At 63.9% G+C, this 26,566-nt stretch carries 22 protein-coding genes and 2 pseudogenes; 10 read left to right on the forward strand and 14 right to left on the reverse strand.

The window, feature by feature from the left end; translation table 11 throughout:
* Window positions 1-21 precede the first annotated feature (21 nt).
* Both clpB and ABEA06_RS00740 read right to left on the reverse strand, forming a co-directional pair.
* Window positions 22-2,688: an ATP-dependent chaperone ClpB gene (gene clpB / locus ABEA06_RS00735; protein WP_345310241.1), complete on the reverse strand. Its 2,667-nt coding sequence runs from the start codon at window positions 2,686-2,688 to the stop codon at window positions 22-24.
* Window positions 2,689-3,308: 620 nt separating this feature from the next.
* Window positions 3,309-4,574 carry a trypsin-like peptidase domain-containing protein gene (locus ABEA06_RS00740; RefSeq protein ID WP_345310242.1) on the reverse strand — a complete coding sequence of 422 codons (1,266 nt, stop codon included), beginning with the start codon at window positions 4,572-4,574 and terminating at the stop codon, window positions 3,309-3,311.
* Window positions 4,575-5,236: 662 nt separating this feature from the next.
* On the opposite strand from ABEA06_RS00740, the gene ABEA06_RS00745 reads away from it, so the two are divergent.
* From ABEA06_RS00745 to ABEA06_RS00765, 5 genes are all read left to right on the forward strand, one after another.
* Window positions 5,237-6,250 (forward strand): patatin-like phospholipase family protein, encoded by a 1,014-nt coding sequence (locus ABEA06_RS00745; protein WP_345310243.1) that lies wholly within the window; start codon window positions 5,237-5,239, stop codon window positions 6,248-6,250.
* 74 nt (window positions 6,251-6,324) lie between these two features.
* Complete coding sequence (locus tag ABEA06_RS00750; protein WP_345310244.1) at window positions 6,325-7,035, forward strand: hypothetical protein; 711 nt, start codon at window positions 6,325-6,327, stop codon at window positions 7,033-7,035.
* The gene (locus ABEA06_RS00755) at window positions 7,032-7,502 is read left to right on the forward strand and encodes a phage holin family protein (RefSeq protein ID WP_312397251.1); all 471 of its coding nucleotides are present in this window, start codon (window positions 7,032-7,034) and stop codon (window positions 7,500-7,502) included. The genes ABEA06_RS00750 and ABEA06_RS00755 overlap by 4 nt, the downstream gene beginning before the upstream one ends.
* Window positions 7,499-8,110, forward strand: coding sequence for a DUF3618 domain-containing protein (locus ABEA06_RS00760; protein WP_303383095.1), 612 nt, complete (start codon window positions 7,499-7,501; stop codon window positions 8,108-8,110). Before ABEA06_RS00755 ends, ABEA06_RS00760 begins: the two co-directional genes overlap by 4 nt.
* A 163-nt stretch (window positions 8,111-8,273) precedes the next feature.
* On the forward strand, window positions 8,274-8,507 hold the full coding sequence (locus tag ABEA06_RS00765; protein ID WP_303383096.1) for a hypothetical protein: 234 nt from the start codon (window positions 8,274-8,276) through the stop codon (window positions 8,505-8,507).
* A 93-nt stretch (window positions 8,508-8,600) separates the two neighbouring features.
* Here the strand turns inward: ABEA06_RS00765 and ABEA06_RS00770 are convergent.
* From ABEA06_RS00770 to ABEA06_RS00785, 4 genes and pseudogenes are all read right to left on the reverse strand, one after another.
* Window positions 8,601-9,383 (reverse strand): annotated as a pseudogene (locus tag ABEA06_RS00770) (glucose 1-dehydrogenase).
* Window positions 9,384-9,483: 100 nt separating this feature from the next.
* Window positions 9,484-10,083 carry a DNA-3-methyladenine glycosylase I gene (locus ABEA06_RS00775; protein WP_312397249.1) on the reverse strand — a complete coding sequence of 200 codons (600 nt, stop codon included), beginning with the start codon at window positions 10,081-10,083 and terminating at the stop codon, window positions 9,484-9,486.
* Entirely contained in the window at window positions 10,067-10,627 is a 561-nt protein-coding gene (locus ABEA06_RS00780; RefSeq protein WP_312397247.1) for a GNAT family N-acetyltransferase, read from the reverse strand. The genes ABEA06_RS00775 and ABEA06_RS00780 overlap by 17 nt, the downstream gene beginning before the upstream one ends.
* A complete protein-coding gene (locus ABEA06_RS00785; protein ID WP_312397245.1) occupies window positions 10,624-11,247 on the reverse strand; it encodes a hypothetical protein in 624 nt (207 codons plus the stop codon). Before ABEA06_RS00785 ends, ABEA06_RS00780 begins: the two co-directional genes overlap by 4 nt.
* Window positions 11,248-11,349: 102 nt before the next feature.
* On the opposite strand from ABEA06_RS00785, the gene ABEA06_RS00790 reads away from it, so the two are divergent.
* Complete coding sequence (locus ABEA06_RS00790; protein WP_303383101.1) at window positions 11,350-12,018, forward strand: HAD family hydrolase; 669 nt, start codon at window positions 11,350-11,352, stop codon at window positions 12,016-12,018.
* Between the two features lie 68 nt (window positions 12,019-12,086).
* Here the strand turns inward: ABEA06_RS00790 and ABEA06_RS00795 are convergent, their stop codons facing one another.
* Complete coding sequence (locus ABEA06_RS00795; protein WP_345310245.1) at window positions 12,087-13,166, reverse strand: YeiH family protein; 1,080 nt, start codon at window positions 13,164-13,166, stop codon at window positions 12,087-12,089.
* 117 nt (window positions 13,167-13,283) lie between these two features.
* Between ABEA06_RS00795 and ABEA06_RS14520 the strand changes: the two genes are divergently transcribed.
* The gene (locus tag ABEA06_RS14520) at window positions 13,284-14,177 is read left to right on the forward strand and encodes a LysR family transcriptional regulator (RefSeq protein ID WP_425559481.1); all 894 of its coding nucleotides are present in this window, start codon (window positions 13,284-13,286) and stop codon (window positions 14,175-14,177) included.
* A 91-nt stretch (window positions 14,178-14,268) separates the two neighbouring features.
* Here ABEA06_RS14520 and ABEA06_RS00800 read toward each other — a convergent pair whose 3' ends face one another.
* The 3 genes from ABEA06_RS00800 to ABEA06_RS00810 form a co-directional block, all read right to left on the reverse strand.
* Window positions 14,269-15,897, reverse strand: coding sequence for a DEAD/DEAH box helicase (locus ABEA06_RS00800; protein ID WP_345310246.1), 1,629 nt, complete (start codon window positions 15,895-15,897; stop codon window positions 14,269-14,271).
* A gap of 256 nt (window positions 15,898-16,153) precedes the next feature.
* A complete protein-coding gene (locus tag ABEA06_RS00805) occupies window positions 16,154-16,906 on the reverse strand; it encodes an SDR family NAD(P)-dependent oxidoreductase (RefSeq protein ID WP_345310247.1) in 753 nt (250 codons plus the stop codon).
* A gap of 98 nt (window positions 16,907-17,004) precedes the next feature.
* A complete protein-coding gene (locus ABEA06_RS00810; RefSeq protein ID WP_345310248.1) occupies window positions 17,005-17,781 on the reverse strand; it encodes a type 1 glutamine amidotransferase domain-containing protein in 777 nt (258 codons plus the stop codon).
* Between the two features lie 209 nt (window positions 17,782-17,990).
* Here ABEA06_RS00810 and ABEA06_RS00815 point away from each other — a divergent pair, with 209 nt between their 5' ends.
* Complete coding sequence (locus tag ABEA06_RS00815; RefSeq protein WP_303382995.1) at window positions 17,991-18,386, forward strand: hypothetical protein; 396 nt, start codon at window positions 17,991-17,993, stop codon at window positions 18,384-18,386.
* 177 nt (window positions 18,387-18,563) lie between these two features.
* Window positions 18,564-20,111, forward strand: a complete 1,548-nt coding sequence (locus ABEA06_RS00820; protein ID WP_345310249.1) for an alanine/glycine:cation symporter family protein — start codon at window positions 18,564-18,566, stop codon at window positions 20,109-20,111.
* Here the strand turns inward: ABEA06_RS00820 and ABEA06_RS00825 are convergent.
* The 4 genes and pseudogenes from ABEA06_RS00825 to ABEA06_RS00840 all read right to left on the reverse strand — a co-directional run bounded on the left by ABEA06_RS00825 (window position 20,100) and on the right by ABEA06_RS00840 (window position 25,305).
* Window positions 20,100-20,960 (reverse strand): D-hexose-6-phosphate mutarotase, encoded by an 861-nt coding sequence (locus ABEA06_RS00825; protein ID WP_345310250.1) that lies wholly within the window; start codon window positions 20,958-20,960, stop codon window positions 20,100-20,102. The genes ABEA06_RS00820 and ABEA06_RS00825 overlap by 12 nt on opposite strands.
* A gap of 52 nt (window positions 20,961-21,012) precedes the next feature.
* Window positions 21,013-22,279: pseudogene (locus ABEA06_RS00830) on the reverse strand (amino acid permease).
* Between the two features lie 131 nt (window positions 22,280-22,410).
* Complete coding sequence (locus ABEA06_RS00835; RefSeq protein WP_345310251.1) at window positions 22,411-23,856, reverse strand: alanine/glycine:cation symporter family protein; 1,446 nt, start codon at window positions 23,854-23,856, stop codon at window positions 22,411-22,413.
* Between the two features lie 219 nt (window positions 23,857-24,075).
* Complete coding sequence (locus tag ABEA06_RS00840) at window positions 24,076-25,305, reverse strand: multidrug effflux MFS transporter (RefSeq protein WP_312397616.1); 1,230 nt, start codon at window positions 25,303-25,305, stop codon at window positions 24,076-24,078.
* Window positions 25,306-25,463: 158 nt separating this feature from the next.
* On the opposite strand from ABEA06_RS00840, the gene trmB reads away from it, so the two are divergent.
* Complete coding sequence (trmB, locus tag ABEA06_RS00845) at window positions 25,464-26,258, forward strand: tRNA (guanosine(46)-N7)-methyltransferase TrmB (RefSeq protein WP_345310252.1); 795 nt, start codon at window positions 25,464-25,466, stop codon at window positions 26,256-26,258.
* Window positions 26,259-26,566 lie beyond the last annotated feature (308 nt).

Here is a 26,566-nt window from a genome sequence, read left to right on the forward strand (position 1 = left end):
CCGCAGCCTCACCCTGACGGATCAGTCGTCGACGATCTCCGCGTCCAGGATGTCGTCGTCGTGGCCGCTGGACGGTGAGCCCGCGGCGTCGTCGTGCGAGGACGTGACCGTGAGACCGTCCGCGGCGACGTCCGGATCGACGTCCACCCGGACGGTGTCCCCGTCGGTGATGTTGCCGGCGAGCAGGCCGCGGGCCAGGCGATCGCCGATCTCGCGCTGCACCAGGCGACGCAGCGGACGGGCACCGTAGGCCGGGTCGTAACCGGCCAGGCCCAGCCACTCACTGGCCGCGGGGGTGACGTCCAGGGTCAGGCGGCGCTGTTCAAGCCGCTTGGCCAGCTGCGCAACCTGGATGTCCACGATCTTGGCGAGATCCTCCACCGACAGCGGATCGAACATGATGATGTCGTCCAACCGGTTCAGGAACTCGGGCTTGAACGAGGCGTTGACCACGTTCATGACCGCTTCCTTCTTGGCGTCCAGATCCAGATTCTGGTCCACCAGGAACTGGCTACCCATGTTCGAGGTCAGGATCAGGATCACGTTGCGGAAGTCCACGGTGCGGCCCTGGCCATCGGTCAGGCGCCCGTCATCGAGGACCTGCAGGAGGATGTCGAAGACCTCGGGGTGGGCCTTCTCCACCTCGTCCAGCAGAACCACCGAATACGGACGACGCCGCACGGCCTCGGTCAGCTGACCACCCTCGTCATAGCCCACGTAACCCGGAGGGGCACCGACCAGACGCGAGACGGAGTGCTTCTCCGAGTACTCGGACATGTCGATCCGGACCAGGGCGCGTTCGTCGTCGAACTGGAAGTCCGCCAGGGACTTGGCCAGCTCCGTCTTACCGACACCCGTGGGCCCCAGGAACAGGAACGAACCAATGGGGCGATCCGGGTCCGAGATCCCGGCACGCGAACGGCGCACGGCATCCGCAACCGCCGTGACCGCGGGCTTCTGACCGATCAGGCGCTTGCCGAGCAGTTCTTCCATGCGGAGGAGCTTCTCCGACTCGCCCTGCAGCATTCTGCCCGCGGGAATACCCGTCCACGCGGAAATCACCTCGGCAATGTCATCCGCTGTGACCTCCTCCGAGACCATGGTGTCCTCGTGCTGGTCACCGGCCTCCTCCTGAGCCTGCGCAGCATCGAGGTCCTTCTGCAGGCCCGGAATCTCACCGTAGAGCAGCCGCGAAGCCTCACCCAGGTCACCGTTGCGCTGTGCGCGCTCGGCCTGTGAACGCAGATCGTCGATTTTGGCTTTGAGGTCGCCCACGCGATTCAGGCCGGCCTTTTCGGCCTCCCAGCGCGCATTGAGCGCATCCAGTTCGGCCTTCTTGTCCGCCATGTCCTGGCGCAGCGCGGCAAGACGTTCGACGGACGCCGGATCCGTCTCGTCCGCCAGGGCCAGTTCCTCCATGGTCAAGCGGTCCACCTGACGGCGCAGCTGGTCGATCTCCTCCGGAGCGGAATCGATCTCCATGCGCAACCGCGAAGCGGCCTCGTCCACCAGGTCAATGGCCTTGTCCGGCAGCTGCCGGCTGGGGATGTAGCGGTTGGACAGTGTGGCCGCGGCAACCAACGCGGAGTCCGCGATCTGCACCTTGTGGTGGGCCTCGTAGCGTTCCTTGAGCCCGCGCAGGATGGCCACGGTGTCTTCCACGGACGGTTCGCCCACGTAGACCTGCTGGAAGCGGCGCTCCAACGCGGCATCCTTCTCAATGTTCTCGCGGTACTCATCCAGGGTGGTGGCCCCGATCAACCGCAACTCACCGCGCGCCAACATGGGCTTGAGCATGTTGCCCGCGTCCATGGAACCCTCGGAAGCTCCGGCGCCCACCACGGTGTGGATTTCGTCGATGAAGGTCACGATCTGACCCTCTGACTGTCTGATCTCGTCGAGCACGGCCTTGAGCCGTTCCTCGAATTCACCGCGGTACTTGGCGCCGGCGATCATTGAACCGAGGTCCAGGGAGATCAGGGTCTTACCGCGCAGGGATTCCGGCACGTCACCGGCAACCATCCGCTGAGCCAGCCCCTCGACCACGGCGGTCTTACCCACACCGGGCTCACCGATCAGGACAGGGTTGTTCTTGGTGCGGCGTGACAGCACCTGCACCACGCGGCGAATCTCGGAATCACGACCGATCACCGGATCCAACGTGCCCTCACGGGCAATGGCGGTGAGGTCCGTACCGAATTTCTCCAGCGATTGGAAGGTGCCTTCCGGGTCAGGGCTCGTCACGCGGCGGTCACCACGGACCGTGGGGATGATCCGGCGCAGCTCTTCCGGGCCGGCCCCGGACTCCTCAAGCGCATTGGCCGCCTTGTCATTGCCGGAGGCAATACCGAACAGCAGGTGTTCGGTGGAAACGTAGTCGTCCCCTAGTTCGCGGGCGTAGTTCTCGGCAGTCTGCAGCGCCTGGAGCCCCGCCCGATTGAGCTGGGCCTGCGCGGTATGCGAACCCGATGCGCTGGGCAGCTGGCTGATAATGGTGCTGGCCTTGGCCGAGACAGCGTCCACATTGGCGCCGGTGGCAATGAGCACAGCCACGGCTACGCCCTCGCGTTGATCCATCAGCGCCTTGAGCAGGTGTGCCGGTTCGATCTGCGGGTTTCCCGCGGTTGAGGCATTCGTGGCCGCTGCGGCCAGTGCCTCTTGAGACTTGGTAGTGAATTTGGTGTCCACAGCATCTCCTTGCTTTGGTCAGGTGGTGGTCCCTTGGGCAAGAAACCATGAATCGCACGCATGCGCTCGTGCCTATCATTTAACTTGAGTCTACTCTACTCAACTCTAGAGGGGAAGGGATTATTCCCTCCGGAGCTATGTCGGAGCGGTTACGAGAAGCAGCTCGCGGACCTTATGCGGCATTTTTCCCGGTCGCGGAGCTCGCTCTCCTAGGCCCGGGAGGTGCTCAGGCGGGCGTGCTCAGCGGGGGCCAACTGAAAGGGCTGATGTGGGAGGTGACTCTGGGCCACATCCCTTCGGGCCTCGGCCCGGGGCCCGAAAGGACGCGGCCGACGCCGAGCGCGTGTTGTTCGCCGAGCTACTGGGCGCGCGTTTCGTCCCGCGCTCGCGTAGGCCACACCCGGCACCGTCAGGTGGTCCGCGGGCAGTTCCTCCAGCCCGATCAGAGCTGCCTGCCCGCTCTGCCAGTGAGCGGGAGCTCGCGTCCGCGAACTCGATGGCGGCGACGAAATCGCCGGTCTTTCCGTCCGGCTTCCGTCCCCGGTGCGGTCCCAGCTGGTCAACGAGCGCGCCGCCCCTACCCCGCGCGGAGGTTGGTCACATGGGAGCTAGACACTCGATTAGCAGGGCCGGGGATCCTCCCGCTCCTGCACTTCGTTGATGAGCCAGATGCCCTGCTGCTCGTCCTGGACCATGGTGTAGTCGAGAGCAAGGATTGAGCATGTCTGGCCGTCTGGACCATCCGCAGCGTCCTGCGTCGTGCGCACCAACGTCCGCGCCGTCAGCGTGTCACCAGACCCCGAGACGTCAAGGACGGCCAATTCTTGCCAGTAGGTGGTGAGCAGGCCCTCCCGCCAGACCTCGACCCCCTCCATCTGCTCTTGCATGGAAGGGGTGAAGAGGCCGAAGGCGGCGTCGTACTGGCTTCTGTTAATGGCGTCGCCGTGCAGGGCCAGTGACTGCGCCACCGCTGCCGCGCTTTCGTGATCCGAGGCGACGGTCACGTCGAGAGGCACGTCCCCCGTGGGTTGGGGAACGCCCGGGACCACTGGACATTCCACCAATGGCACCGACTGCGGGGCGGTGGCCCAATCGTCGATTATGGACTGGGCAGTCTGGTAGGACAGCGCATAAGCAGTACCCTCTACGGGCGTGCCAGCCGAGCCCGCCACCCCTTTGGCGAACACCACACCAAGTACGTCCCCGTCGATCGTCACCAGCGGCCCACCGCTGTTGCCGGGGTTCACAGCCGCGTCGGTCTGGACATAGCGCGCGGTGTCGCTGAAGCCCTCGGGCCGGGCGTTGGGGCTACTCACCACACCCTGGACGCTGGTGAGCCCACCCCGGAGGGGATATCCGAGGACGGACACGTCCTGACCAAGACGAGGCGGCTCCTCGGCCCAGGAAAAGATGTGGCCCTCCACGGGCTCGGCGACCCGCAGCAGGGCCAGGTCCGCCTCCTCGCTGTAACCGATGATTTCCGCGGTGGCGGCGGCTTGACCGACCGTCACCGCGGCCGCATCCGCGACGACGTGGGCGTTGGTGACGATGAGCGTGTCACTCACAGGGAAGCCGCTGCCCAAGAGCCCGGGCCCGTCGCAGGTTCCCGTCGAGATTTTGACCACTCCCGTACTGACCTGTTCGAGGGTGTCCGTCCAGACGGCCGGCACCTCCGGCGGTACCGATGCCGATTGCGGAGGAGCCTGGGCGGGCGACTCCAGCGTTGGTTCGGTCGGGGTCGTCGGATCCAACTGAAGCGGCGCCGTCGTGGCCGGCGGGGTCTGCTCATCCCCACCCTGATTCGGGTTGACCGTCACGCATCCCGACAGGGCGAGCGCCGAGGCTGCTGCCACGACCAGGAGTGTGGAGCGGGACTGAATAGCCATAATAGGATTCCCTCCGCCTGGCCGAGGCCGGCCCCCGCCGACAACGCTGCGGCCCTAAGCTGTGGACACCATGGTATGTCCTCGATGTGAAGCGGTCGAGACCTCACGTTTGTTGAAGAAGGACGCGCGCTTAGTGGCGTTCCCGATCCGAGGCATCGGTAGCGACAATGAGATCGAGTTCATCAACCGGGAGCTGTCCCGTTGATGCGAAGATCACCAAAAATAGGACCACCCCCACCTCAGACCTGCTGAACTTGGCCACAACGAGACGAGCACCGAGAACACAGCCTGCACAATCTGTACATCGCCAATTGGCCTTTCGAAGAAACCCAGCCGCACATTTTATGCAGGGTTCCCCGGGGACATGTTGGTATTGATGCACCCACCCCGGTTGCAGGGGTGAACGGATCGACCGAGCGTACGGTGCGGGTCGAGTAGCTCGGTATACCGCTCCGGGACGAGATCGACGTGTTCCTCAGCGCCCGATCCCAGTCAACTGTGCCCCGCGAAGACACCATGGCGATCATCCGTCCTTTCGCCCTGACGTAGGAATTACGTTCAGCACCGGGGGCGCCGCCTGGCCGACGGCCCGCGGCGTCTGCCTGCGCCGGAGCCGCCCCGTAGCATACTGACTGTCATCCCGGCTCACGAACGGAGGAACCATGGCGCTTGCGGATTTGGTGCTCGAGGGTGGAGGCGCCAAGCTGCCCGGCTTGATTGGAGCGATCAGCGCGCTCAGCGAAGGACCCGGGAACTACGAGTTCCAGCGCGTCGCCGGGACCTCGGCGGGTGCGATTGTCGGCGCGCTGACCGCGGCGGGCGCATCGATCGAGTTCATGAAGCAGGTGATGCTCGGCCAGGACTTCACTGAATTCGAGGACGTCGCCCCGTTGTTCCGGTGCGTCCCCGCGCTGGGCCAGGCCGGGGGGTTGCTGCTGCACCAGGGCATGTACCGAGGTCGGGCTCTGCACGCTTTCCTCACCGATCTGCTCGCCGACCTCGGAGTGCGGACGTGGGCCGACCTGCGCCAGGAGGACCCCGGTAGTTCACTGCCCCCGGAGCAGCACTACAAGCTCGTGGTCGTGGTCTCCGACATCTCCCGCGGTCGTGTCCTACGCCTGCCGTGGGACTACCGAGACCGGCTGGGCGTGGACCCCGATGACCAACCCGTTGCCGATGCGCTCTACGCCTCGGCCGCGATTCCCTTCTTCTTCCGGCCCCGCCGACTGCCGGCGGACCCCCGCGTGGTCGGCCATCGCTCGGTACTGGGCGTGGACGGTGGCCTGCTGTCCCGGTTCCCGGTGGACATCTTCGACCGCACGGACCTCCTGCCCCCGCGCTGGCCCACCATTGGCGTCAAGCTGTCCGCGCAAGAGACCGCCAGCACCGGATGGCGACCCAACCACAACACGTTCCAGTACGCGGTGTCGGTGATGGCGACCCTGATCAACGCTCGAGACAGCATTCACATCAACGACCCGGAGGTCACCGCCCGGACCGTCTTTGTGGACACAACCGGTTATCGAAGCACCGATTTCGACATTTCCCGGGAGCAGAAGCTCAACCTGTTCGATCGGGGCGCGCAGGCCGGCGAGCACTTCCTGACCGGCCGCGACGGTCAAGCCGGTGTTCCCCGAGACGGTCGCCCTCACCCATTGCCCTCAGCTGAAAAATGATATGTACCCTTACTTGTTGACAAAAGATCTGTAAGCTTAGGAAGTCGACCATGTGTTGTATGAAAGGTGCCACTATGAGCAACAAGAACAACCAGCGTCCGGGCGGCCACCAGGCCAACACCCAAGGTTCCACCGAAGCGCCGTCCAAGAAGGACATCGCCGCGGAGACCGGCAAGGCCGAAGGTCAGCATCTCAAGAACGAGGCGGCCGGATCCGGCCGACGAGTGAAGGAGACCGCCAAGGATCAGGCTGTTGCCGCCAAGGACGAAGCCGCACACCAGGCCAAGGACCTCCTGGGCCAACTCAAGGACGATCTGCAGAGCTACGTTGGCCCGCAGCAGGAGCGACTCGCTTCTACCGCGCGCTCCGTCAGCGACGAGGTCAACGCCATTTCCCAGGGCCAGAAGCCCGAAACCGACTACGTATCCGGTCTGCTCGGCAATGTCTCCGGCACCGTTGATTCGTTTGCCGCGTCCTTGGAGAACAAGAACGCTGAGGATCTACTCGGCGACGTCCGTCGATTTGCAGCCCGCCGCCCCGGCACGTTCCTGGCCATTGCTGCCGGCATCGGCCTGCTCGCCGGGCGCGCAACCCGCAGCGCCAAGGACAGCGATGAGATCGGCAGCAGCAACAACGCTGACGGTGGACAGCCCCGCGCCTACGGCACTCCCGCTGCCGACGAGACCTACGCGTACCGCGTCGAAACCGAAGCCACTGCGCCTCGCACCTACACCGACCAGGTTCCCGGTTCCGCTTACCCCGGACAGGATGGTGAGCGTCGATGAGCCACCCCATTCCACCGACAGAACCCGAGCGGCGCGCAGAAGAGGAATCCCTCGGCGAGATGTTCAAATCGCTGAGCACCAACCTCACCACTCTGATTCAGCAGGAGATCGCTCTTGCCAAGGCGGAGGCGACCGAGGCCGTCCAGAAAGCCACGGACTCGGCAAAAGACGCCGGTAAGGGTGCGGGCATGCTGGGTGGTGCCGGCGTAGCCGGTCACTTCGTTCTCCTGTTCCTGTCCCTCGCCCTCATGTGGGGACTGGGCAACCTGTTGGGCCTTGGCTGGTCCGCAGTGATCGTCGCTGTCATCTGGGCCATCATCGCTGCGATCCTCGCCGCGGTGGGCAAGAAGAACCTCGACAAGGGCAAGCGGAAGATCGCGCAAGCCACCAGCAATCCCCTGCCGAGAACCCGCGAAACCGTCAGCGAAATCCCGGATACCGTGAATCCCTCTAAGGAGACCCGATGAGCCAGCAGAACCCCGAAGAAATCCGCGCCGAGATCGAAGCCACCCGTGCTCGCTTGAGCGCCGACGTGGACGCCGTCACCGAGAAGGTGACCCCCGAGAACGTTGTGGACCGTCAGAAGACCAAGGCCCGCAACAAGATCCAGGATGTGCGCGAATCCATCATGGGTTCCAAGGACGACGCCCGCGATCTGCGCGATGAGGCCTCCTACCGCATGGATCAGGCAAGCAACGCCGTCAGCAATGCGCCGGCCGCTGCCAAGGCCAAGACCCGCGGCAACCCGATGGCTGCGGGCTTGATCGCCCTGGGTGCCGGCTGGTTGGTCGGTTCTTTGCTTCCTTCGAGTCAGAAGGAGCAGGAACTCGTGGCGGAGGCCGCGGACCGCGTTCAGCCGCACGTTCAGAGCGCCGTGGACTCCACCAAGGAAGCTGCGCAGAACATTGCGCAAGACTTGAAGGGACCGGCTCAGGAAGCCGCGCAGTCCGTCAAGGAAACCGCACAGTCCGGTGCGGAGAAGGTCAAGTCCCAGGGCCAGCAGGAAGCCAGCCAGCTCAAGGATTCGGCTCAGGATTCCGCTAAGAACGTCAAGGACAACACCCAGCAGGCGTGATGCCTGACTGTTGTGCGTACTACTGAGGGCCCCTGACCGGAAACGGTCGGGGGCCCTCCTCGCACCCACCGGGTACCAGTTAGTGCACTAAGCTCAGTAGTAAACATGTTGATGGACGCCGTGTGTGTGCAGCACCTCGCCCGCCGTTTCGAAGGGACCCACAGTGAACAGCGATTCCCCGTCCGAGCAGCCTGCTCCGCGCAAACCGAGCAAATTCCGCCGCTTCGACAATTTCGTCATGCGCTTTGTGGGGCCCGCGAACCGTAGTTCCATGAATCTGCGCGGCAACACGGAGATGAGCGACGAGGCCAAGGACTGGTACGACAACCTCCAAAACGACTTCGAAATGGTCAAGGACGCTAACGGCCAGACGTATCTACGCCGCCGAGGTCAGTAACTTCCGTGAACTGCAATTGCCCCGCGAATCGGCGAGATTCGCGGGGCAATTGCCGGAGGGGCGTCGTCGAGCGGGCCGAGGCCGCCGCGACCGTCAGTACTTGGCTGACTGACCCCCGTCAATGGGCAGCACGGTGCCGTTGACGAACGGGGCCTCACCGGACAGGAAGAAAGCAACCACCGAGGCCACCTCTTCAGGCTTGCCGAACCGCTTGAACGGGTTCACGGACACGAACTGCATGCCCGCTTCTTCCCAGTTCTCGGGATCCATCTGCTTGAGCGATGCCTCCACCATTGCGGTCATGATGGCACCCGGGGCAATCGCGTTAATGGTGATCCCGTACTGTCCGTACTCCACGGCCGAGTTGCGGGTCAGGCCCACCACGCCGTGCTTGGAGGCGGAATAACCGGACTGGTTACCCACGCCGCGGATACCACCCACGGACGCGCTGTTCAGCACGGAACCGTAACCCTGTTCGCGCATGATCTTCAGGACCGCCGCCATGCCGTAAAACACACCGTTGAGGTTGACGGACACCACCTTGGTGAACTCGTCGGCTCCGAAATCTTCGGTGAGGTTCTGCCGGCCTTCAATACCGGCGTTATTGAAGAAGCCGTCGATCTTGCCGAACTCGTTGACGGTGGCGTCCACCTATTTCTGGACCTGTGACTCGTCGGAGACGTCTGCGGCCACGGTCAAAATCTTGGCCTCGGGCGCGGTTCCGAGCACCAGGGCCTTGGCGGCTTCCAGTGCATCTTCTTTGAGGTCCACCAGAACCAGATCGGCGCCTTCGGAGGCAATGCGAACGGCAGATTCCAGGCCCAGGCCGGATGCTGCGCCGGTGATGATGACTACCTTGTCGGTGAAACGTGCCATGTGATGTCCCTACCTAGCCGGGAAGGCTGTGTGGCCATGGGACGCGGGTCGGCGCCCTCGGTTCCACCGTATCGAGGTGAGATGAACGTGTGCTTGTGCGTCAGGCCCAGACCCCGGACGTCCCACGCCGATGGCTGCCCACCAGGTGGGTGTCGACCACCCCGATTGCTTCCATCAGGGCGAACATCGTGGTGGGGCCCACGAACGTGAACCCGCGTCTTTTGAGCTCCCTGGACAGGGCCTTGGACTCGGGCGAGCCGGTGGGTACCTCGGCGAACGTCATCGGTTCCGGGGTGAGCTCTGGTTTGAACGACCACACCAGATCTACCAGTCCTCCGTCTTCGCGCAGCACCACCGTGGCCTGCGCGTTGGTGATGGTGGCGACTATTTTCTGCCGGTTCCGGATGATGCGCGGATCCTGCACCAGCCTGGCCACGTCGGATTCACCGAAGGCCGCCACCCGGTCCGGCTCGAAGTCCTCGAACACCTCTCGGAAGGCCGGCCGCTTGGCCAGCACCGTACGCCATGACAGTCCGGCCTGAAAGGCCTCGAGCGCCACGCGCTCGAACATCCCGGCCTCGTCCCGCACGGGCATGCCCCATTCGGTGTCGTAGTACTCACGCAGCAGCGGATCCTTGGCGGCCCACACGGGCCGCGCGAGCCCGTCCTCGCCGATGACCAGATCAGGATTGCTCGCCACCCGGCTCCTTTCCCGAGGTCGGTGCGGTGATGTCGAAGAGTTCGCACGCGGCGTCGTAATAGGCGTCGCTCGGGCCCAGATGCGTCATGCCCAGACGCAGGCACACGGCCTGCGATGCCGTATTGGCCGGGTTGGTCACGGCCACCACGCGCTCGAGGCCGCACGCGAAGGCGTGGTCCAGGACCACACGGGCCGCTTCGGTGGCGTAGCCGTGACCCCGGTGGTCAGGATGGAAATGCCACCCGATCTCGGTGTCCCGTTCAACCGCAGTAACGCTGTCCGGGATGGGTTTGAGCAGCAAGGACCCGGTTATGGTGCCACCCTTGCGGCACACCGCCCACAGCCCCTGCGCCGGTTCGGCCAGATAGCGTTCGTTCCACGCGTTGATCTTGGCCCGTGCCTCGATCATTGTCCGCACTCGCTGGGTGCCGTCACCCAGGTAACGCTGCACCTCCGGGCGCGAATACAGGCCCCGGACGAAGGCCGCGTCCCCCGGGGAATAGGGCCGCAAGATGAGCCGCGGTGACGCCAGTTGCCGCGTCATGGACGCCTGGATTCCGACGACGCCGCCGCGCCACTTCCGCGCCTCGGCTCACCGTGCCTCGGCTCACCGTGGGCACGCTGGGCCTCCATGCGGTCAAGTATCTCGTCCTCGCTGAGCGGTTCACCGCGCAGCGCCCGCCGGGTGTTGCGGAGGTCGGTGAGCGCCAGCAATACCAGGGCGACCGCCATGGCCACGGACATCACGCCCAAGGTATTGGCAAAGCCGTAGGAGATCCCCATCATGTCCGGGCCGGTCAGTGCGGTGAACACGGATGCGGTGCCGTCCGGCGTGGAATCCGGAAGGAAGAACCCGAACAGCGCCGTGACGATCCACGAACCGATCACCGTGAGACTCGCCCGAAGGCTCACCGACGCCGAGGGATAGAGCTTTGCGTCCCTGCCGAAAAGCACCGCGGCTACGGTGTGCAGCACCATCAGCGGAAGGCCCAGGGCAAAGGCGTACACCCAGACGAGCGACCCCAGCGCATCCACAGCTATGCGCCCGAAGACAACCCAGATGACCAACACCATGGCCACCGTGGGCATCATCCTGGGCAACGCGCGCCGCCACACAGAACCAGGTCGGTGCAATTCGCGGGGATGCGTCTCGTAGGAGCTCATGTCTTCATCGTAAGTGCGCCGCTACCGAACCATGGGCATGCAGCACACACCCGTGCTGCTCACCGTCGTGGAACTGAATCTTCCGGCCAGTACAGTGACACCATGACCGATATTTCATTCCCCCGCGCAGTACTTTTCGATCACGACGGAACACTGGTGGACACCGAACCCTTATGGGCGCAGGGCAAGGAGCAACTGGCGGCAACCCACGGCGGGGAGTGGACCCAAGCGGACACGGACGCAACGCTGGGTCAGCCCATCGCCAAGACGGTCGAGCGCCTCAGCGAACTCGGTGTGCCCGGTGATCTGGATCAGGTGTTCCAGGAGTTCTACACCGTGCTCGAGAAAATCCTCGAAGCGGACCCGCCCGGCTTCATCGCCGGCGTCGAGCCGCTGTTGAAGGATCTCGCGGAAGCGGGTATCCCCGCGGCCATTGTCACCAATGCCACCACGGACGTCGCCAAGTACACGGCCTCGATTGCGCCGGACAACCTTTTTCAGGTGATTATCGGCGATCAAGAGGTCGCCGCGGGTGTGAAGCCCAAGCCGGACCCGGATGCCTACCTGCAAGCGGCCAAGCGTCTGGGCGTGAAACCCGAGGACTGCGTGGTCATTGAGGATTCTCCATCTGGTGCGCAGGCCGGTGTTGCCGCCGGCATCATCACCGTGGCGGTCCCCGGCGAGCAGGAAATCCCGGCCCAACCCGGCGTGATACACGTGCCCAACCACTCGGAGCTCACCCTGGATTTGCTGCGCACGCTCAAGCCGTGATGCCCCCGCGCTCAACCCACGAACCGGCTCTATACCGTAGGGCGGCCAGTTCTGGATTCCAACCATTGTTAGAACGCCCCGAAAGCGAGTGTTCCTATGAGGGCCACGGTCAAAATGACGATTGTAGATATCAACCCGAGGAACAGAGGCTTGACTCCGACCCGGATCAAGCTGGGTATGTGCACACCCAGCCCCAATGCGAACATGGCTGCGGCCAGCAAAAGCGTTTGCACGATATGCAAATCTGCCAGGAGACTTTCGGGGAGAATTCCCGCCGTTCTGATCAGCATGGAGGCAATGAAGCCCACTACGAAGAGAGGCACGAGCGGGGGCTTTTGTGCGCCAGTCTCGGAACCCTGGCGCCTCATGTAGAGCGAGATTCCCGCGATAATCGGAGCCAGCGTGATAACCCTTGACAACTTGACCGTGACTGCCACGGCCAGGGCACCGCTACCGACAGCCCCGCCAGCAGCCACTACTTGAGCCACTTCATGGGTGGAGGCTCCGATCCACATTCCTATCGACTCATCCGGCAGACCGAATAGGCCGCCGAGGAAGGGGACCAGAGGAATCATTAGGGTTCCGTACAGAACGACCAGCGAAACAGCTGTAGCAACTTCATCGCTCTTGGCCTTGGTTGCCCCTTCAGCGGCAGCCACCGCAGCGGCACCGCAAATCGAGGACCCGGTCGCAATGAGAATTCTCTGGGCGAGGCCAACTCCCATGAGTTTGCCCACCCACATGGTGACGAAGAAGGTAACGGCTACCGACACCACCACGACCAGCAGTACACCAGCGCCCAGATCCAGCACAGCGGACAGTGAAAGCTCCAGCCCAAGAAGCACAATACCGGCGCGCAAGAGTCGTTTGGCTGCGAACCCCACTCCCGGCGAAAGGACCGAGGGGACGGTGACAAGATTGCGCCACAAAGCACCGAACACGATGGCGATCAGCAACGCACTCACACCCGTCAGCACCTGGGCAGCCAACCATGCAACCCCGGCACCGAGCAAGCACACCACTACTCCCGGAACGCGCACCGCCGTACGTCGAATTGTCTTTCGGATGCCTGTGAGCTCAGTGCCGGCTGTCGACACTGGAACCTCGACGATATCGGCGTGAAGTGTGTTGCGATCTGTATGACTCATACCATCGAGAATCACAGCAATTAGGGCTGGACAGTAGCCTCCGGTTCACTAACGCTGCCATATGATGGTGATATGTCATACCGCACGACGAGCCTCGATAACTGGTTGAACTTGTCCATGTTGCGGCTCGTGGTGGGCGTGGCAGATCACGGCAGCTTGAGCGCGTCGGCTCGAGCGGCACACATGGCTCAATCCAATGCCTCCAGGTCCATCAGGACGATGGAGCGACGCTTCGGTTACGCTCTCCTGCGTCGATCAACTCGGGGTTCAACCCTGACCCAAGAGGGCGTCCTAACCGTCGAGTGGGCCCGAGACATCTTGGACGCAGTGGATCGGCTCGGCGCTGGTGCCGAGGCGCTTTCCCACAGAGGGGATGAAGAACTGACCATTGGAACCAGCATGACCATTGCGGAGCATCTACTGCCAGCGTGGATCGGTCCCTTTCGCGCTCGGCACTCGCAGGTCACGACCAAGTTGCGGGTTATGAACTCCGCTCAAGTTATCGAAGAAGTGAGCAGCGGGGCAGTCACCCTCGGATTTGTTGAGACCCCGGACGTTCCACCGCCCCTGTCATCCACTGCCGTATGGACAGATCAACTTGTCGCAGTGGTGAACGAAGCACACCCTTGGGCGAGGCTAGACAGGCCATTAGATGTTCAGTCACTAGCCGTCACGCCCTTGGTGGAGCGCGAGGAAGGTTCCGGTACCCGTGCCTTCCTCGACCGACTCGTGGGGAACCACCGGCCATCCCCCCTGCTGGAACTGAATAGCAACTCTGCAATTTGCCAAGCTGCCATCGAAGGCATCGGTCCAGCCGTCCTGAGCCGGCTCGCTGTTCAGAGCTATCTACGCAATGGACTCCTGATAGAGGTGCCAATTAGTGGGCACGATCTTGAGCGCACTCTGAGAGCATTGTGGACGGATTCCGCATCCCTATCGGTTGCAGCGCGAGATTTCCTCGAGATCGCGCGGACCGGCTCGAAAGGTTCAAAACCACATACGGTTGGGTAGCGCGATTCGCGCACTGCGAAGGGTGCACATAATAAGGCGGGGCGGCCGGTTTCAATCTGAAACCGACCGCCCGTGTTATCAGTACCCGGGGTCAGCGGGAGCCCTGGTCCTGGCGATTCGCCCGGCGACGGCGCTGGGCCGCAGCGGTCGCACGGTCCGGGGTCTGACCGGTCGAGTGCGAACGCTGGGTGGACGTACCGCGCTCCCCGCGCGCCTTGTCGCCACGAGTACCCGATGCCGAACCGGCACCCTGTGACTTACCGCTGAAGCGGCGGTTACCCGAACCGGCGGCGTCGGAACGCGACACGTTGCTGCGTGCACCGCCCGAGCGTGTACCGCCGGAACGCTTGTTCTCGCTACGGGCAGCACCGTCACGAGGTGAACCGCCCCGCTCGGTGCGGGAGCGACCGCCACCGGAACGGCCGCCATTGCGACCGCCCGAGCGAGCGCCGTCGTTGCGACCACCGGAGCGCGGCTTGGAACCACGACCGCCTTGGCCACCGCCGTTGCCGGTCTGGGCCGCAGGCTGGGGTGCAACGCGCTCGGCACGCTCGCCCACCAGGTCCGCGACAATCTCGGAACCGGGAGACACGGCGTCAACGCGAGCGCGTACGCCGGCTTTGTGCATGAGCTTGTCCACGTCACCGCGCTCTTCGGTCGTGGATATGGTGATCACAGAACCGGAGGCACCGGCGCGAGCCGTACGGCCGGAACGGTGCAGGTAGGACTTGTGCTCGGCGGGCGGGTCGATGTGAACGACCAGCTCCACGTCGTCGACGTGAACGCCGCGGGCGGCAACGTCGGTGGCCACGAGCACGCGCACCTCGCCGTCCGAGAACGCGGACAGGTTGCGGTCACGGGCGTTCTGCGACAGGTTGCCCTGCAGGTCGACCGCGGGGATACCCGACTGATTGAGCTTCTTGGCCATTTTCTTGGCGCGGTATTTGGTACGCGTGAACATCATACGGCGACCGGTGCCGGAGGCCAGGGTCTCGATGAGGGCCTGCTTGTCGTCGTTTTTCACGACCAGCACGTGGTGATCCATGGTGGTCACCGCAGCCTTGGCGACATCCGCCGAGTGCAACACGGGGTTGCTCAGGAACTTCTTGACCAGGGTGTCCACGCCGTTGTCCAAGGTCGCGGAGAACAGCAGCCGCTGGCTCCCCTTGGGGGTGCGGGACAGGATGCGGGTGACCACGGGCAGGAAGCCCATGTCGGCCATGTGATCGGCTTCGTCGAGGACCGTTACGCGAATCTCGTCCAGGGTCAGAACGCCCTGCTTGAGCAGGTCATCCAGGCGGCCGGGGCAGGCCACCACGATGTCCACGCCCTTGGCGAGTTCCTGCTCCTGGCGCTTTTGGGACACGCCACCGAAAATCACGGTGGTACTCAGGCCGGCAGCCTTGGCCAACGGGGCCACGGTGCGGTCGATCTGGGTGGCCAGCTCACGAGTGGGAGCCAGCACCAATCCGGTGGGGCGGTTGGCGCGGCGAGGTGCGCGAGCGGCGCCCTCCACCATGCCCGCCAGACGAGCCACGAGCGGCAACGCGAAGGCAACGGTCTTACCGGAGCCGGTGCGGCCACGGCCCAGGACGTCCTGGCCGGCCAGCGAATCGGGAAGAGTTTTTTCTTGAATGGGGAAGGCTTCGGTGATGCCCGTGCGGGCAAGGTCAGCCGAAAGGACCTCGGGCACACCGAGGTTTACAAAATTAGTAGACAAGGAAAGTCTTTCAGGTTGGTCCACGCGAAACGATTCCGCGCGCACGCGCCATGAGCCATAAACGGGGCGCGAACTGCGCGCCTTGGACCGGCGCGCCAACCTCGTGAAATGCACGAGGGAACCTGGCCAGTGTACACGCGTCACCTACTGGCCGGTTAGGACGCAGGCCACAAATGGGCTCAACCCTGAATGGAAAACCATTTGCGGCCCGGGACCTTTGCGGATCCCGAGCCGCCTGAATACAAAGAGTGGTCCATCAAACGGCGGTGTAGCCACCGTCCACCAGGTAGTAACCGCCGGTCATGAAGGACGCATTCTCCGAGAGCAGGAACGCGGTCAGCTGCGCCACTTCTTCGGAGGTGCCCAGGCGCCCCATGGGGTGGGCGTTGACCAGGGCTTCCTTGGTGCCGGCCGGGAGGTTGGCGAGCAGCGGAGTCTCGATGTACGCCGGGCCCACCGCGTTGATGCGCACACCGCGCCGGCCGTAGTCCACGGCGGTCTGCTTGGTCAGGCCCACCACACCATGCTTCGCTGCGGTGTACGCGCTGTTGCCCACGCCGGTGGCCACGGTGGAGTGGATCGAACCGATATTCACGATGGCCCCACCGCCGTGCTGTTCGATGACCGGCAGTTGAGCAGCCATGCCGTAGGCAACGCCGTTGAGGTCGATGGCAACGGTGCGGTCCCAGGCATCCATGTCGGTCTCGCCCAGCGCCTCGACCTGGCCGCCCACGCCGGCGTTGTTCACGGCATAGTGCAGACCGCCGTACGTCTGCACCGCGAAGTCCACGGCGGCCTGGGCGTCCTCGCGCCTGGCGACATCCTGGCGAATACCCGCCGCGTTACCACCGGCGGCCATGATGGCCTGGACCACGTTGTCGATGCCGGTGGAGTCGATGTCCGTCACCACTACCTTGGTGCCGCGCTTGGCCAGATTCCTGGCAATTGCCTCGCCGATTCCCGACGCCGCTCCGGTCACCAACGCCACGCGTCCGTTGAACTCAGACATGTCCACTCCTTCTCCTCGGGATCACTTCCTCCCTTAGAGTCTTAGTGTTTTCGCGCACAAATGCCAGGGACGCCCCTGTGTTGCTGACCGCTGGGGAGTCAGTCCTCTTCTTCAGCAGCCTTCTGCGCGTCCTTCTCGGCGCGCAGTTCCTCGGAGGCCTTTTCTTCCTCGGCCTTCTCCTCTAGCACCACTTCGGTGAGGAGCTTGGTCATTTCCTTGGCCACGCTGGCCGCGGATTGCGGGTTCTGACCCGTGACCAGGTGGTCATCCACCTGCACGTTGTCCTCCCAATTGTCGGCAACCTTGACCGTGGCACCCTGTTCTTCGAGCTGGTCCTGCAGCAGGTAGGGAACCACGCCTGTCTTGCCCACTTCTTCTTCCTCGGCATTGGTGAACGCTGCCACCTTACGGCCGGACAGCAGGCCGATGCCGTTGCCCAGTTCCACATCCACCAGGCCGGAGGGACCGTGGCAGACCGCGCCGACCACTCCGCCGCTGTCGTACACGGTGGCGATCAGCTTCTGCAGATCCTTGTTACCCGTGAAGTCCCACATGGTTCCGTGGCCGCCCACCAGGAGTACTGCGTGGTACTGGGAGGGATCCACCACAGCGATCTTGGGGGTGTTGTACAGGGATGCCTTGACGGTCTCATCGGTGGTGAAATCGACCTGAACGGGGTCTTCTTGATCCATCCCGTCCTGCGGCGGCTGGCCGCCCTCGATGGATGCGAAATCCACGAAGTAGCCGGCGTCGCGGAACACCTTCCAGGGGTGTGCCGCCTCGCCCACGAAGTAACCCGTGGCCTCTCCGGTGTCGCCCAGGGTGTCATGGCTGGTTAGTACCAACAGAACCTTTTTCATGGTGCCCATGTCCATGCGTGCTCCTTTCGGCCGGCGCGCAGCAAGCGCGCGTGTGAACGAGTTCACCCTAGGCGGGGTGGTCACTGTGCTTCCAGCCGCGTTCGCTGACGGCACCTTGTCGCGGCAACTGTTGACGCATCACATCGATCCGCTGTTAGCATGAACCCGACAGTTGTAGCGGGTCGTGTTCATCGCCCGTACTTTTCCGAAGAAAGGGCATTGACGTGCGCATTTCCAACGCCATTCTCCGCGCCGTACCCGGTGCGTTCCTCCTGCAGTCCGGTTACGGCAAGCTCAGCCTGGACGCCGAGTCCGCAGAAGGCCTCAAGCAGTTCGCTGCCACCGGCGTTCCCCAGTTCGCCGATTGGGATTCGGAGACCTTCGGTAAGTTCATTGCCGGCTCCGAACTGGCCATTGGTGCGCTGCTGGTCACCCCGTTCGTCTCCAAGCGCCTGGCCGGTGCCGGGCTGCTGGCTTTCTCCGCGGGCCTTCTCACCATGTACTTCCGTAACCCGGAAATGACCCAGGACGACGGCGTTCGTCCGTCCGAGTCCGGCCTGACCCTGTCCAAGGATGCCTTCATGGCAGCCATTGGTGCAGCCCTGGTGGTCCAGAAGTAGTTCCCTCCTCCCCCGAAAGTTTTACCGACGCCGCAGCGAGCCACTGCGGCGTCGGCGCCGCTTAAGGCCTCCCCGGGCGTGGACTCGCCGCCGAATGAGCGGTAGGGCGCACACGACTCGCTGGTACGTTAACCATCAATTCGTAGACCCCCCCCTCGAGGAAAGCCACGGCTCCCCATGGACACGCTGCAATCAATATTCGATGCCATCCGCAATGTGATTTGGGGTCCCTGGCTCCTGATCCCCCTACTGTTGGGCGTGGGAATCTTCCTGACCGTGCGACTTCGGGGCATCCAGTTCTTGCTGTTCGGCAAGGCCATGAGCTTGGGGTTCGGCCGCCGTTCCAAGCAGCAGGGTGGGAAAGGTGAAATCTCCTCGTTCGCGGCCATGTCCACCGCGCTGGCCGCGACCGTGGGTACCGGAAATATCGTGGGTGTGGCCGCTGCCATTTTCATTGGGGGCCCGGGCGCATTGTTCTGGATGTGGATCACTGCCCTGTTCGGCATGGCCTCCAAGTACGCGGAATGCTTCCTGGGTGTCCGGTTCCGCACACGTGACTCATCCGGGCAACTCACCGGTGGGCCGCAGGTCTACCTGGTGCGTGGCATTCCCAACAAATTCGGGCGTTTCCTGTCTCTCATGTTCGCGGTGTGCTGTGTGGTGGCAACCTTCGGTGTGGGCAACATGACCCAGGGAAACGCCATTGCGAGCAACCTGGAACACACCTTCTCCGTGCCGCCCCTGCTCACCGCCGTGGTACTGGCCGTGGCCACCGGTCTGGCGCTTCTGGGAGGCATCCGCTCCATCGCCAAGGTCACCACACTGATGGTGCCGCTGATGATCGTTCTCTACATCGTTTCGGGTCTATACATCATCGGCGTCAATTTCCAGGGCATCCCCGAGGCCATCCGCTTGATCTTCACCGGCGCGTTCACCCCCATGGGCGCCACCGGCGGCTTTGTGGGCTCCACCATCATGATGGCCATCCAGATGGGCGCTGCCCGTTCGCTGTTCTCCAACGAGTCGGGCATGGGCACCGCCTCCATTGCGGCCTCCGTGGCTCAGACCAGCCACCCGGTGCGACAGGGCCTGGTGTCCATGACCCAGACCTTCGTGGACACCTTGGTGGTCATCTCGATCACCGGTTTCGTCATCCTCACCACCGGTGTGTGGGACCAGGGCAACCCCGGCACGATGACCTCCATCGCGTTCTCCACCGGCCTGCCCGGCGAATGGGGCGGGATCGTGGTGACCATTTGCCTCGTCCTGCTGGGGTACTCGACCGTGCTGGGCTGGGCCTACTACGGCGAGCGCAACATGGAACGCCTGGCCGGCTACAAGGCAGCGGCCGTCTACCGTGTGCTGTTCTCCATTGCCGCCGGCCTGGGAGCACTGGCACCGTTGACGCTGGTGTGGTCCTTCTCGGACATCATGAACGGGCTCATGGCCATCCCCAACCTGATCGGACTGATCCTGCTGTCCGGCCTGGTGGTGCGCGAAACGAGGCTGTACCTCAAGAATGATCCCACGTTCACCGCCACACCCGAAGAGATCGACCACTTCATGGGCGATCACCAGGGTGCACTGGATGCGCAAATCGATCACACGGTGGATTTTGCGTCGAACCGTCCCGGGCTCAGCGAAACCGGTTCCGTGCCGAAGCTCAGAGCCGTTGATCCCTCGAGTTCGCCGAACCGCCCGGACGGCGCCGCGTCACCGAAGTAGCGAATCGCGGCTCACCGACAAGCGCTGGGTCATGGTGTGGGACTTACCGGCATCCACGTGAACGGCGTCACCGAGCACGTTGGCGGTCTCCACGCACACCATGGACTGCCACTCGGCATCCGCGAAATCGTCCATGGCCTTGGACTTCTCCGTCCACGGGTTCCACACCACGGTATTGGCCGAGCCCTCCTTGGCCACCGTGATGGTGCGCCCCATGGCGGGGTCCTTCACCCGCACGGTGTCTTGGGAGTGGTACACGCGGTCGGTTTCGTCCGTGATCGTCACGGCACCGGACTGCTGCTCCTCCTGCTGGGCCACCTTGTCGAAGTATCGTGCGCCGTCCAGGCCATCGATGCTGATGCGCCGGGAATCCCCCACCGACAGGTAGGTGTGCAGTGCTTCTTCGAATTCGAACGCGGTGGATCCGGTGTTCGTCACGGTCAGCGACATGATCAGCTCCGCTCCGAAATCCACGGTGTAGACGGCGCGGAACGGGTGCGGGAACGCGCCGCGTAACTGAGGGTCGATGTCCTCGTGGGTGAGGATGAAGCGCGCGGTGGCGGCAGCGGCGTCGTCCTCAGAAATCCTGTCCGCGAGCTTCCATTCCGTGATGCGCGCGAACCCGTGGGCGGGTTTCAAATCCCCGGAGCGGCCGGGGCCGAACCACGGGAAGCAGATCGGTACACCGCCGCGGATGGCCTCCCCCACACTGTCCTTGGCCTGGGACGACACCCACACCACCGGATCGGCACCGGTGGGCGCCCAGGACATCACATGGGCGCCGTACGTGCGGACCGTACCTGAACCGGACGGGCAGGACAGTGTCAGGGGCGAGGGCAGTCGAGTCATGCCCCCAGCTTAGGCACTGGTCGGTGCCGACAGGCTCAGCACGACCGGAGTATTACCTCTCCAGCTCGGCATGATCCACGGGCTTCTCCATCTCGGCCTTGAACCACTCGAACGCCTGTCGGTGGGTTGCCGTGCGCCGCACGAACGCCCACGCAATACCCAGACCGGCCAGCCAAATGGGCAGGGACACCAGACCCGCCGCCGTTTCGGGTTCGGTGGTGAGCGTCCACACCACGAACGCGAAGAACACCAGCACCGCCACGCACATGAACAGGCCGCCGGGCATCTTGTACTCGGAGGCCGCATGGCGCTGCGGGTGCTTGCGGCGGTAGCAGATGTAGGACACCAGAATCATGGACCACACGAACATGAACAGCTGCGCAGCCACGGTGGTGATCAGGGTGAAGGCGGCAATGATCGAGTCCCCCGCGTACAGCACGGGGATGGTCAGCAGGAGCACGAGCGCTGTGACGCCCAGGGCGCGGGCCGGCACACCCGCGGTGCTCAGGTAGCGGAAGAAGCGCGGGGCACTGCCCTCGGCGGAGAGGCCGAACATCATGCGGGAGGTGGAAAACACGCCGGCGTTGGCGGAGGACATCGCCGAGGTCAGCACCACGAAGTTGACCACGGAGGCCGCGCCGGCCAGACCCACGAGCGAGAACATGGACACGAACGGGGACTGCCCGGGGTCGACCGAGCTCCACGGGGTCACCATGAGGATGGCCAACAGCGCACCCACGTAGAAGATCAGGATGCGCACGGGCACCGAGTTGATGGCGCGCGGCAGGGTTTTACGGGGATTGCGTGCCTCGGCGGCGGTGGTACCCACCAGCTCAAGACCTACGAACGCGAACACAGCGATCTGGAATCCTGCGACGACGCCCATGATTCCGTTGGGGAACCAGCCGCCGTTGTTCCACAGGTTGGACACCTGCGCCACGTGACCGTCCGGAGAGGTGAACCTGGTAGCCACCATGATCACACCCGCCACGATCAACGACAGAATGGCCACGATTTTGATCAGGGCGAACCAGAACTCCATCTCGCCGAAGTTCTTCACGCTGGCCCAACGTCTTGTAATGCAGGTTGGACAGCAACAGCTCACCCATGGCCCGCATGACGAAGAACAGGAAGAACCCAATGGTCATGTACACGAACACCACGGCGGGACCCGCCAAGGAAATCGTGCGCCCGGATCCCATGAACAGGCCGGTGCCAATAGCACCGCCGATCGCGATGAGCTGGATGTGTCGATTGGTGAGACCTAGGCTGAGACCAGGCCGGTCATGCGAAGTTTCTGCGACGCGCTCATGAGTCATACCGTCAGACAGTACTCCTCACCACCGCGAGGGCAGCGCCGACATGGGAACGACCCCCGGGCTCGTGGCCCGGGGGTCGTTCCGCTGACTCAACAATCACACGGCTCGGCGAACGAACTGCTTCCGCGTGATCAACGGTTGGTGAGCTCGTACGTGTCGATACCACCGTCGCGGTCCTTCATGAAGGTGTCCACGTCCTCTCGGGTGGCCCGCAGCTTGGGGTCGTTGCGCAGGTAGTGTCTGGTCTCGCGCGCAATCAGCCCGGACAGGATCAGCAGACCCAGCAGATTGGGCAGCGCCATCAAGCCGTTCATCACGTCCGAGAAGGACCACACGATGGCTAACGGAACGGTTGCGCCAATGAACACGACCACGGAGAAGAACACCCGGTAGGGCATCACGGCGCGGCGACCGAAAAGCCGCTCCATGCACCGCTCACCGTAGTAGGCCCAGCCCAGGATGGTGGAGTAGGCAAAGAGCACCAGGCCCACGGTCACGATCAGGTGGCCCCACACTCCGGGCAAGCCGTGAGCGAATGCCTCGCCGGTCATGGTCGCGGCGGTGTCCTTACCCTGGTCCCACACGCCGGTGGTCACGATGACCAGGCCGGTGCAGGACACCACGATGATCGTGTCGATGAAGGTCTGGGTCATGGACACCAGGCCCTGACGGACCGGGTGAGTGGTCTTGGCCGCGGCCGCGGCAATAGCGGCCGACCCCATGCCGGACTCGTTGGAGAAGATACCGCGGGCCACACCCATTTGGACGGCCAGGATGATGGCGGAACCGGCAAAGCCGCCAACGGCGGACGTGCCGCTGAAGGCATCGCCGAAGATCAAGGCGAAAGCTGCGGGGATGGCGTCCACGTTGGCGATCAGGATGTACAGGGCACCCAGCACGTAAAAAATGATCATGACGGGCACCAAACCTGCGGTGACCCTGCCGATGGATTTGATGCCGCCCACCAGAACCAGCAGGGTCAGCGCGGCCAGAATCAGGCCGGTGATCCACACGGGCACACCGAAGGAGGACTCCATGTTCGCGGAGATGGAGTTGCCCTGCGTCATGTTGCCGATACCGAAGGATGCCAGCACCGCCGCGATCGCGAAGAACAGCGACAGGAACGTGCCGAATCCATTGGGGATGCCGCGTTTCAGGTAGTACTGCGGGCCGCCCGAGATCTCGCCGGCGGCATCACGGGTACGGAATCGCACGCCCAGGAACGCCTCGGAGTACTTGGAGGCCATGCCGACCACACCCGTGACCCACATCCAGAACAGAGCGCCGGGGCCGCCAATGGAGATGGCCGTGGCCACACCCACGATGTTGCCGGTGCCCACGGTGGCCGCGAGCGCGGTGGTGAGTGCCTGGAACTGGGAGACGTCACCGCCGGGGGCGTCCTTGTCCTGACGTTCGAACAGCGCCAGTCGCAATGCGGGGATCAATTTGAACAGTTGGATGCCACCCAGTCGGATGGTCAGATAAATACCGGTTCCCAACAGAAGAGGGATCAGGAAGAACGGGCCCCAGATGAAGCTGCCTGCTGTATCCAGAATGCCGGTGAGTGACTCAATCATAGAGATTCCTCGGGTTGAGAGGTGGGGTCTGTGATACGTCACTACATTGTGAGCTGTATCTCGTTGGGTGGAATTGAATCACATTCAAAGCCAATCCCCAGGTAACGGGCGTTCGCCGGGTGGTTGTGTCGGCCCTTTCGCTCACTTCTGGCGCGCCCCGGGAGGCCGACGACGTCGCTCGCGGGGGCGGCGTCGTCGGCCCCTGTGGTCTGGGACGCGTTATCTGCGGGCGGCCAGAACCGCGCCGAGCGCGACAAGTGCGCACGCGGCCATGGTTACGACCATGGGGACGGCGGAGTGGTCTCCGGCCAGGCCGGACAGCGGCGAGACGATGCCGCCCAGGACGAACTGGGACATACCCACCACCGCGGATCCCGTGCCGGACAGGCGATGGGCGTGCGCGCGGTCCTGGGCGAGGGCCACCGCGTTGCCGAAGATGAACCCGATGCAGGACTGCATGAGGAACAACAGTATCAGCGTGGGGATGCCCACCACACCCAGGAGCACCAGAATCATGTTGAGGCACGCGGTCGCGCTCATGCCGATGACCCCCATGAGTAGGAGAGCGCGCGGTTCGCGGTTCTTGACCAGTCGGGTGTTGAGCATGGCCGTGACGATTGCGCCGGCGGCATTGACGGCGAAGATCACCGAGTACGCGAGGGCGCTGTAGCCCATTACGTTCTGGATCACGAAGGACGACGCCGAGACATAGGAGAACAGGGAACCGAACCCGAACGCGAAGGTCAGGGCGTACAGGGTGAACCAGCGGTCCTTCACAACCGTGACCGCGTTGCGCACGATCCGGCCCATGCCGCCCTGCGAGCGCATGGCCTTGGGGAGTGTTTCGGGGATCACCAACACCGAGCACGCGAGCATCAACAACCCGAAACCCGTCAGCACCCAGAACACGGTTTGCCACTGCGCGACCGTGGCGATCACCCCACCCAGCAGCGGGGCGACCACGGGCGCGAGCGAGGTGATCAGGGCCAGGATGGAGTAGAGCTGCGCGGCGGTGCGGCCGGTCGTCATGTCCGAGACCATGGCGCGGGCGATCACCACTCCGGCGGCACCGGCGACACCCTGGATCGCGCGCAGGGCCAGCACCACTTCAATGGTGGGCGCAAACACGATGCCCAGCGAAGCCACCACGAACAACGCGTTGCCGGCGACCATGAGCTTGTGTCGACCGAGCACATCGGACAGCGGGCCCAGCACGAACTGCCCCAGCGCAATGCCGATCATGTAGGTGGTGAGGGTGAGTTGGACCAGCGACGCCGTGGTACCGAAGTACTCACTCATGTCCGGCATGGACGCGAGGTACACGTCCGTGGCCATGGGGCTGACCGCGGAGAGGATGCCCAGCGCACCGATCAACAGCACACGATCCAACCGCGGACTCAGACCCAAACGGCTCCGGAACGGGTGGGACTCGGCGGAACTCTGGCTCATGGGTGTCCTGCTCCTCTGGGTGGTGTCCCGCTCTGTGTGTCCGTGTGGTGCCCGGCTCGATCCTGGGCCCACCGAAGCGGCTGCGGGCCACTCAATGCTAGGGCCTTCCTCGTTCCCCGTGAATCAATATGTCGCTCGGGGACCTAGGATGTTCAACGATGAACTCCAGCAATGATTCCGCCCAGAACCCCGATTCACAGACCTCCGGCGAGCGCCCGGTCTTCCACAAGCAGCCGTACTCGTTCGTGCGCCGCGGAGATCGTCTCTCCCCCAAGCGCCAAAAGGCGTGGGACGAGTACGCCTCTCAGTGGGTTCTGAACATCCCCCGCGTCATGACGGACACCTCCGTGGATCCGTCCTTCCGGCTGGACCACGAGACGCTGTTCGGCCGCAAGGCACCGCTGGTGGTCGAGATCGGCTCGGGTCTGGGTGAGGCAATAGTCAATCATGCGCTCGCGCACCCCGAGCTGGACCACTTGGCCGTGGAAGTTTACAAGCCGGGTATCGCGGACCTGCTGATGAAGGCATCGCAGGCGGGTGTGACCAATGTTCGGGTTGCCCAGGCCAACGCTCCCGAAGTACTGGAGTCCATGCTGGAGCCCGGTTCGGTGCATGAGCTGTGGGTGTTCTTCCCGGATCCCTGGCACAAGACGCGTCATCATAAGAGACGCCTGGTGTCCCCGCGCTTCGCCGGGTTGGCGGCCCGCGTACTGGAACAGGGTGGATTGTGGCGGCTGGCCACCGACTGGCAGGAATATGCAGTGGTCATGCGCGAAGTCCTCGACGGCGCCTCCGCCGACTTCGAGAACGTGAACCCCGGTCCCGCCGCCACCGATGTGAACCCCGAACAAGGGTGGGCTCCCCGCTGGGAGGGCCGCATCCTCACGAGCTTCGAACGCAAGGCCACCGAGGCCGGGCGGATTCCGAGGGACCTGACGTACCGCCGTCGGTGATTGGGGAACACCTGCGGGGTCGGCAGAGCCCCGTCCCGCATCTGAGGGGCCGTTGGAACCTTTCCACCAGGTGAAGAAGGTTCTAACGGCCCCTCAGGCGCACCGGAGGGCGTTCATGCCGGCCAAGGGGAACCCATTTTCTGGAGCGGGCCCACTCTGGCCTCCACCACCCAACGGCAACCCCATCCTGTACGACCACGCGACCGGCGAGTACGCCGAGCCGAACGACGTCGTCCCGTCTCAGGACGGCTCCGAAAAGTAGCCGCAACGGGGAAACGCGCCGGTCTCCTCGAGGGGAGGCCGGCGCG

The sequence above is a fragment of the Kocuria gwangalliensis genome, from assembly GCF_039544365.1.
In the GTDB taxonomy this organism is placed as follows: domain Bacteria; phylum Actinomycetota; class Actinomycetes; order Actinomycetales; family Micrococcaceae; genus Kocuria; species Kocuria gwangalliensis.

Bases quoted from the DNA above. Each gene is read 5' to 3' on its own strand.
- ABEA06_RS00835 (WP_345310251.1), bottom strand. From the start codon at position 23,856: ATGATTGAGTCACTCACCGGCATTCTGGATACAGCAGGCAGCTTCATC.
- ABEA06_RS00790 (WP_303383101.1), top strand. From the start codon at position 11,350: ATGACCGATATTTCATTCCCCCGCGCAGTACTTTTCGATCACGACGGA.
- ABEA06_RS00745 (WP_345310243.1), top strand. From the start codon at position 5,237: ATGGCGCTTGCGGATTTGGTGCTCGAGGGTGGAGGCGCCAAGCTGCCC.
- ABEA06_RS00760 (WP_303383095.1), top strand. From the start codon at position 7,499: ATGAGCCAGCAGAACCCCGAAGAAATCCGCGCCGAGATCGAAGCCACC.
- ABEA06_RS00795 (WP_345310245.1), bottom strand. From the start codon at position 13,166: ATGAGTCATACAGATCGCAACACACTTCACGCCGATATCGTCGAGGTT.
- ABEA06_RS00840 (WP_312397616.1), bottom strand. From the start codon at position 25,305: ATGAGCCAGAGTTCCGCCGAGTCCCACCCGTTCCGGAGCCGTTTGGGT.
- ABEA06_RS00740 (WP_345310242.1), bottom strand. From the start codon at position 4,574: ATGGCTATTCAGTCCCGCTCCACACTCCTGGTCGTGGCAGCAGCCTCG.
- ABEA06_RS00755 (WP_312397251.1), top strand. From the start codon at position 7,032: ATGAGCCACCCCATTCCACCGACAGAACCCGAGCGGCGCGCAGAAGAG.
- ABEA06_RS14520 (WP_425559481.1), top strand. From the start codon at position 13,284: ATGTTGCGGCTCGTGGTGGGCGTGGCAGATCACGGCAGCTTGAGCGCG.
- ABEA06_RS00825 (WP_345310250.1), bottom strand. From the start codon at position 20,960: ATGACTCGACTGCCCTCGCCCCTGACACTGTCCTGCCCGTCCGGTTCA.
- trmB (WP_345310252.1), top strand. From the start codon at position 25,464: ATGAACTCCAGCAATGATTCCGCCCAGAACCCCGATTCACAGACCTCC.
- ABEA06_RS00810 (WP_345310248.1), bottom strand. From the start codon at position 17,781: ATGGACATGGGCACCATGAAAAAGGTTCTGTTGGTACTAACCAGCCAT.
- ABEA06_RS00820 (WP_345310249.1), top strand. From the start codon at position 18,564: ATGGACACGCTGCAATCAATATTCGATGCCATCCGCAATGTGATTTGG.
- ABEA06_RS00750 (WP_345310244.1), top strand. From the start codon at position 6,325: ATGAGCAACAAGAACAACCAGCGTCCGGGCGGCCACCAGGCCAACACC.
- ABEA06_RS00805 (WP_345310247.1), bottom strand. From the start codon at position 16,906: ATGTCTGAGTTCAACGGACGCGTGGCGTTGGTGACCGGAGCGGCGTCG.
- ABEA06_RS00785 (WP_312397245.1), bottom strand. From the start codon at position 11,247: ATGAGCTCCTACGAGACGCATCCCCGCGAATTGCACCGACCTGGTTCT.
- ABEA06_RS00780 (WP_312397247.1), bottom strand. From the start codon at position 10,627: ATGACGCGGCAACTGGCGTCACCGCGGCTCATCTTGCGGCCCTATTCC.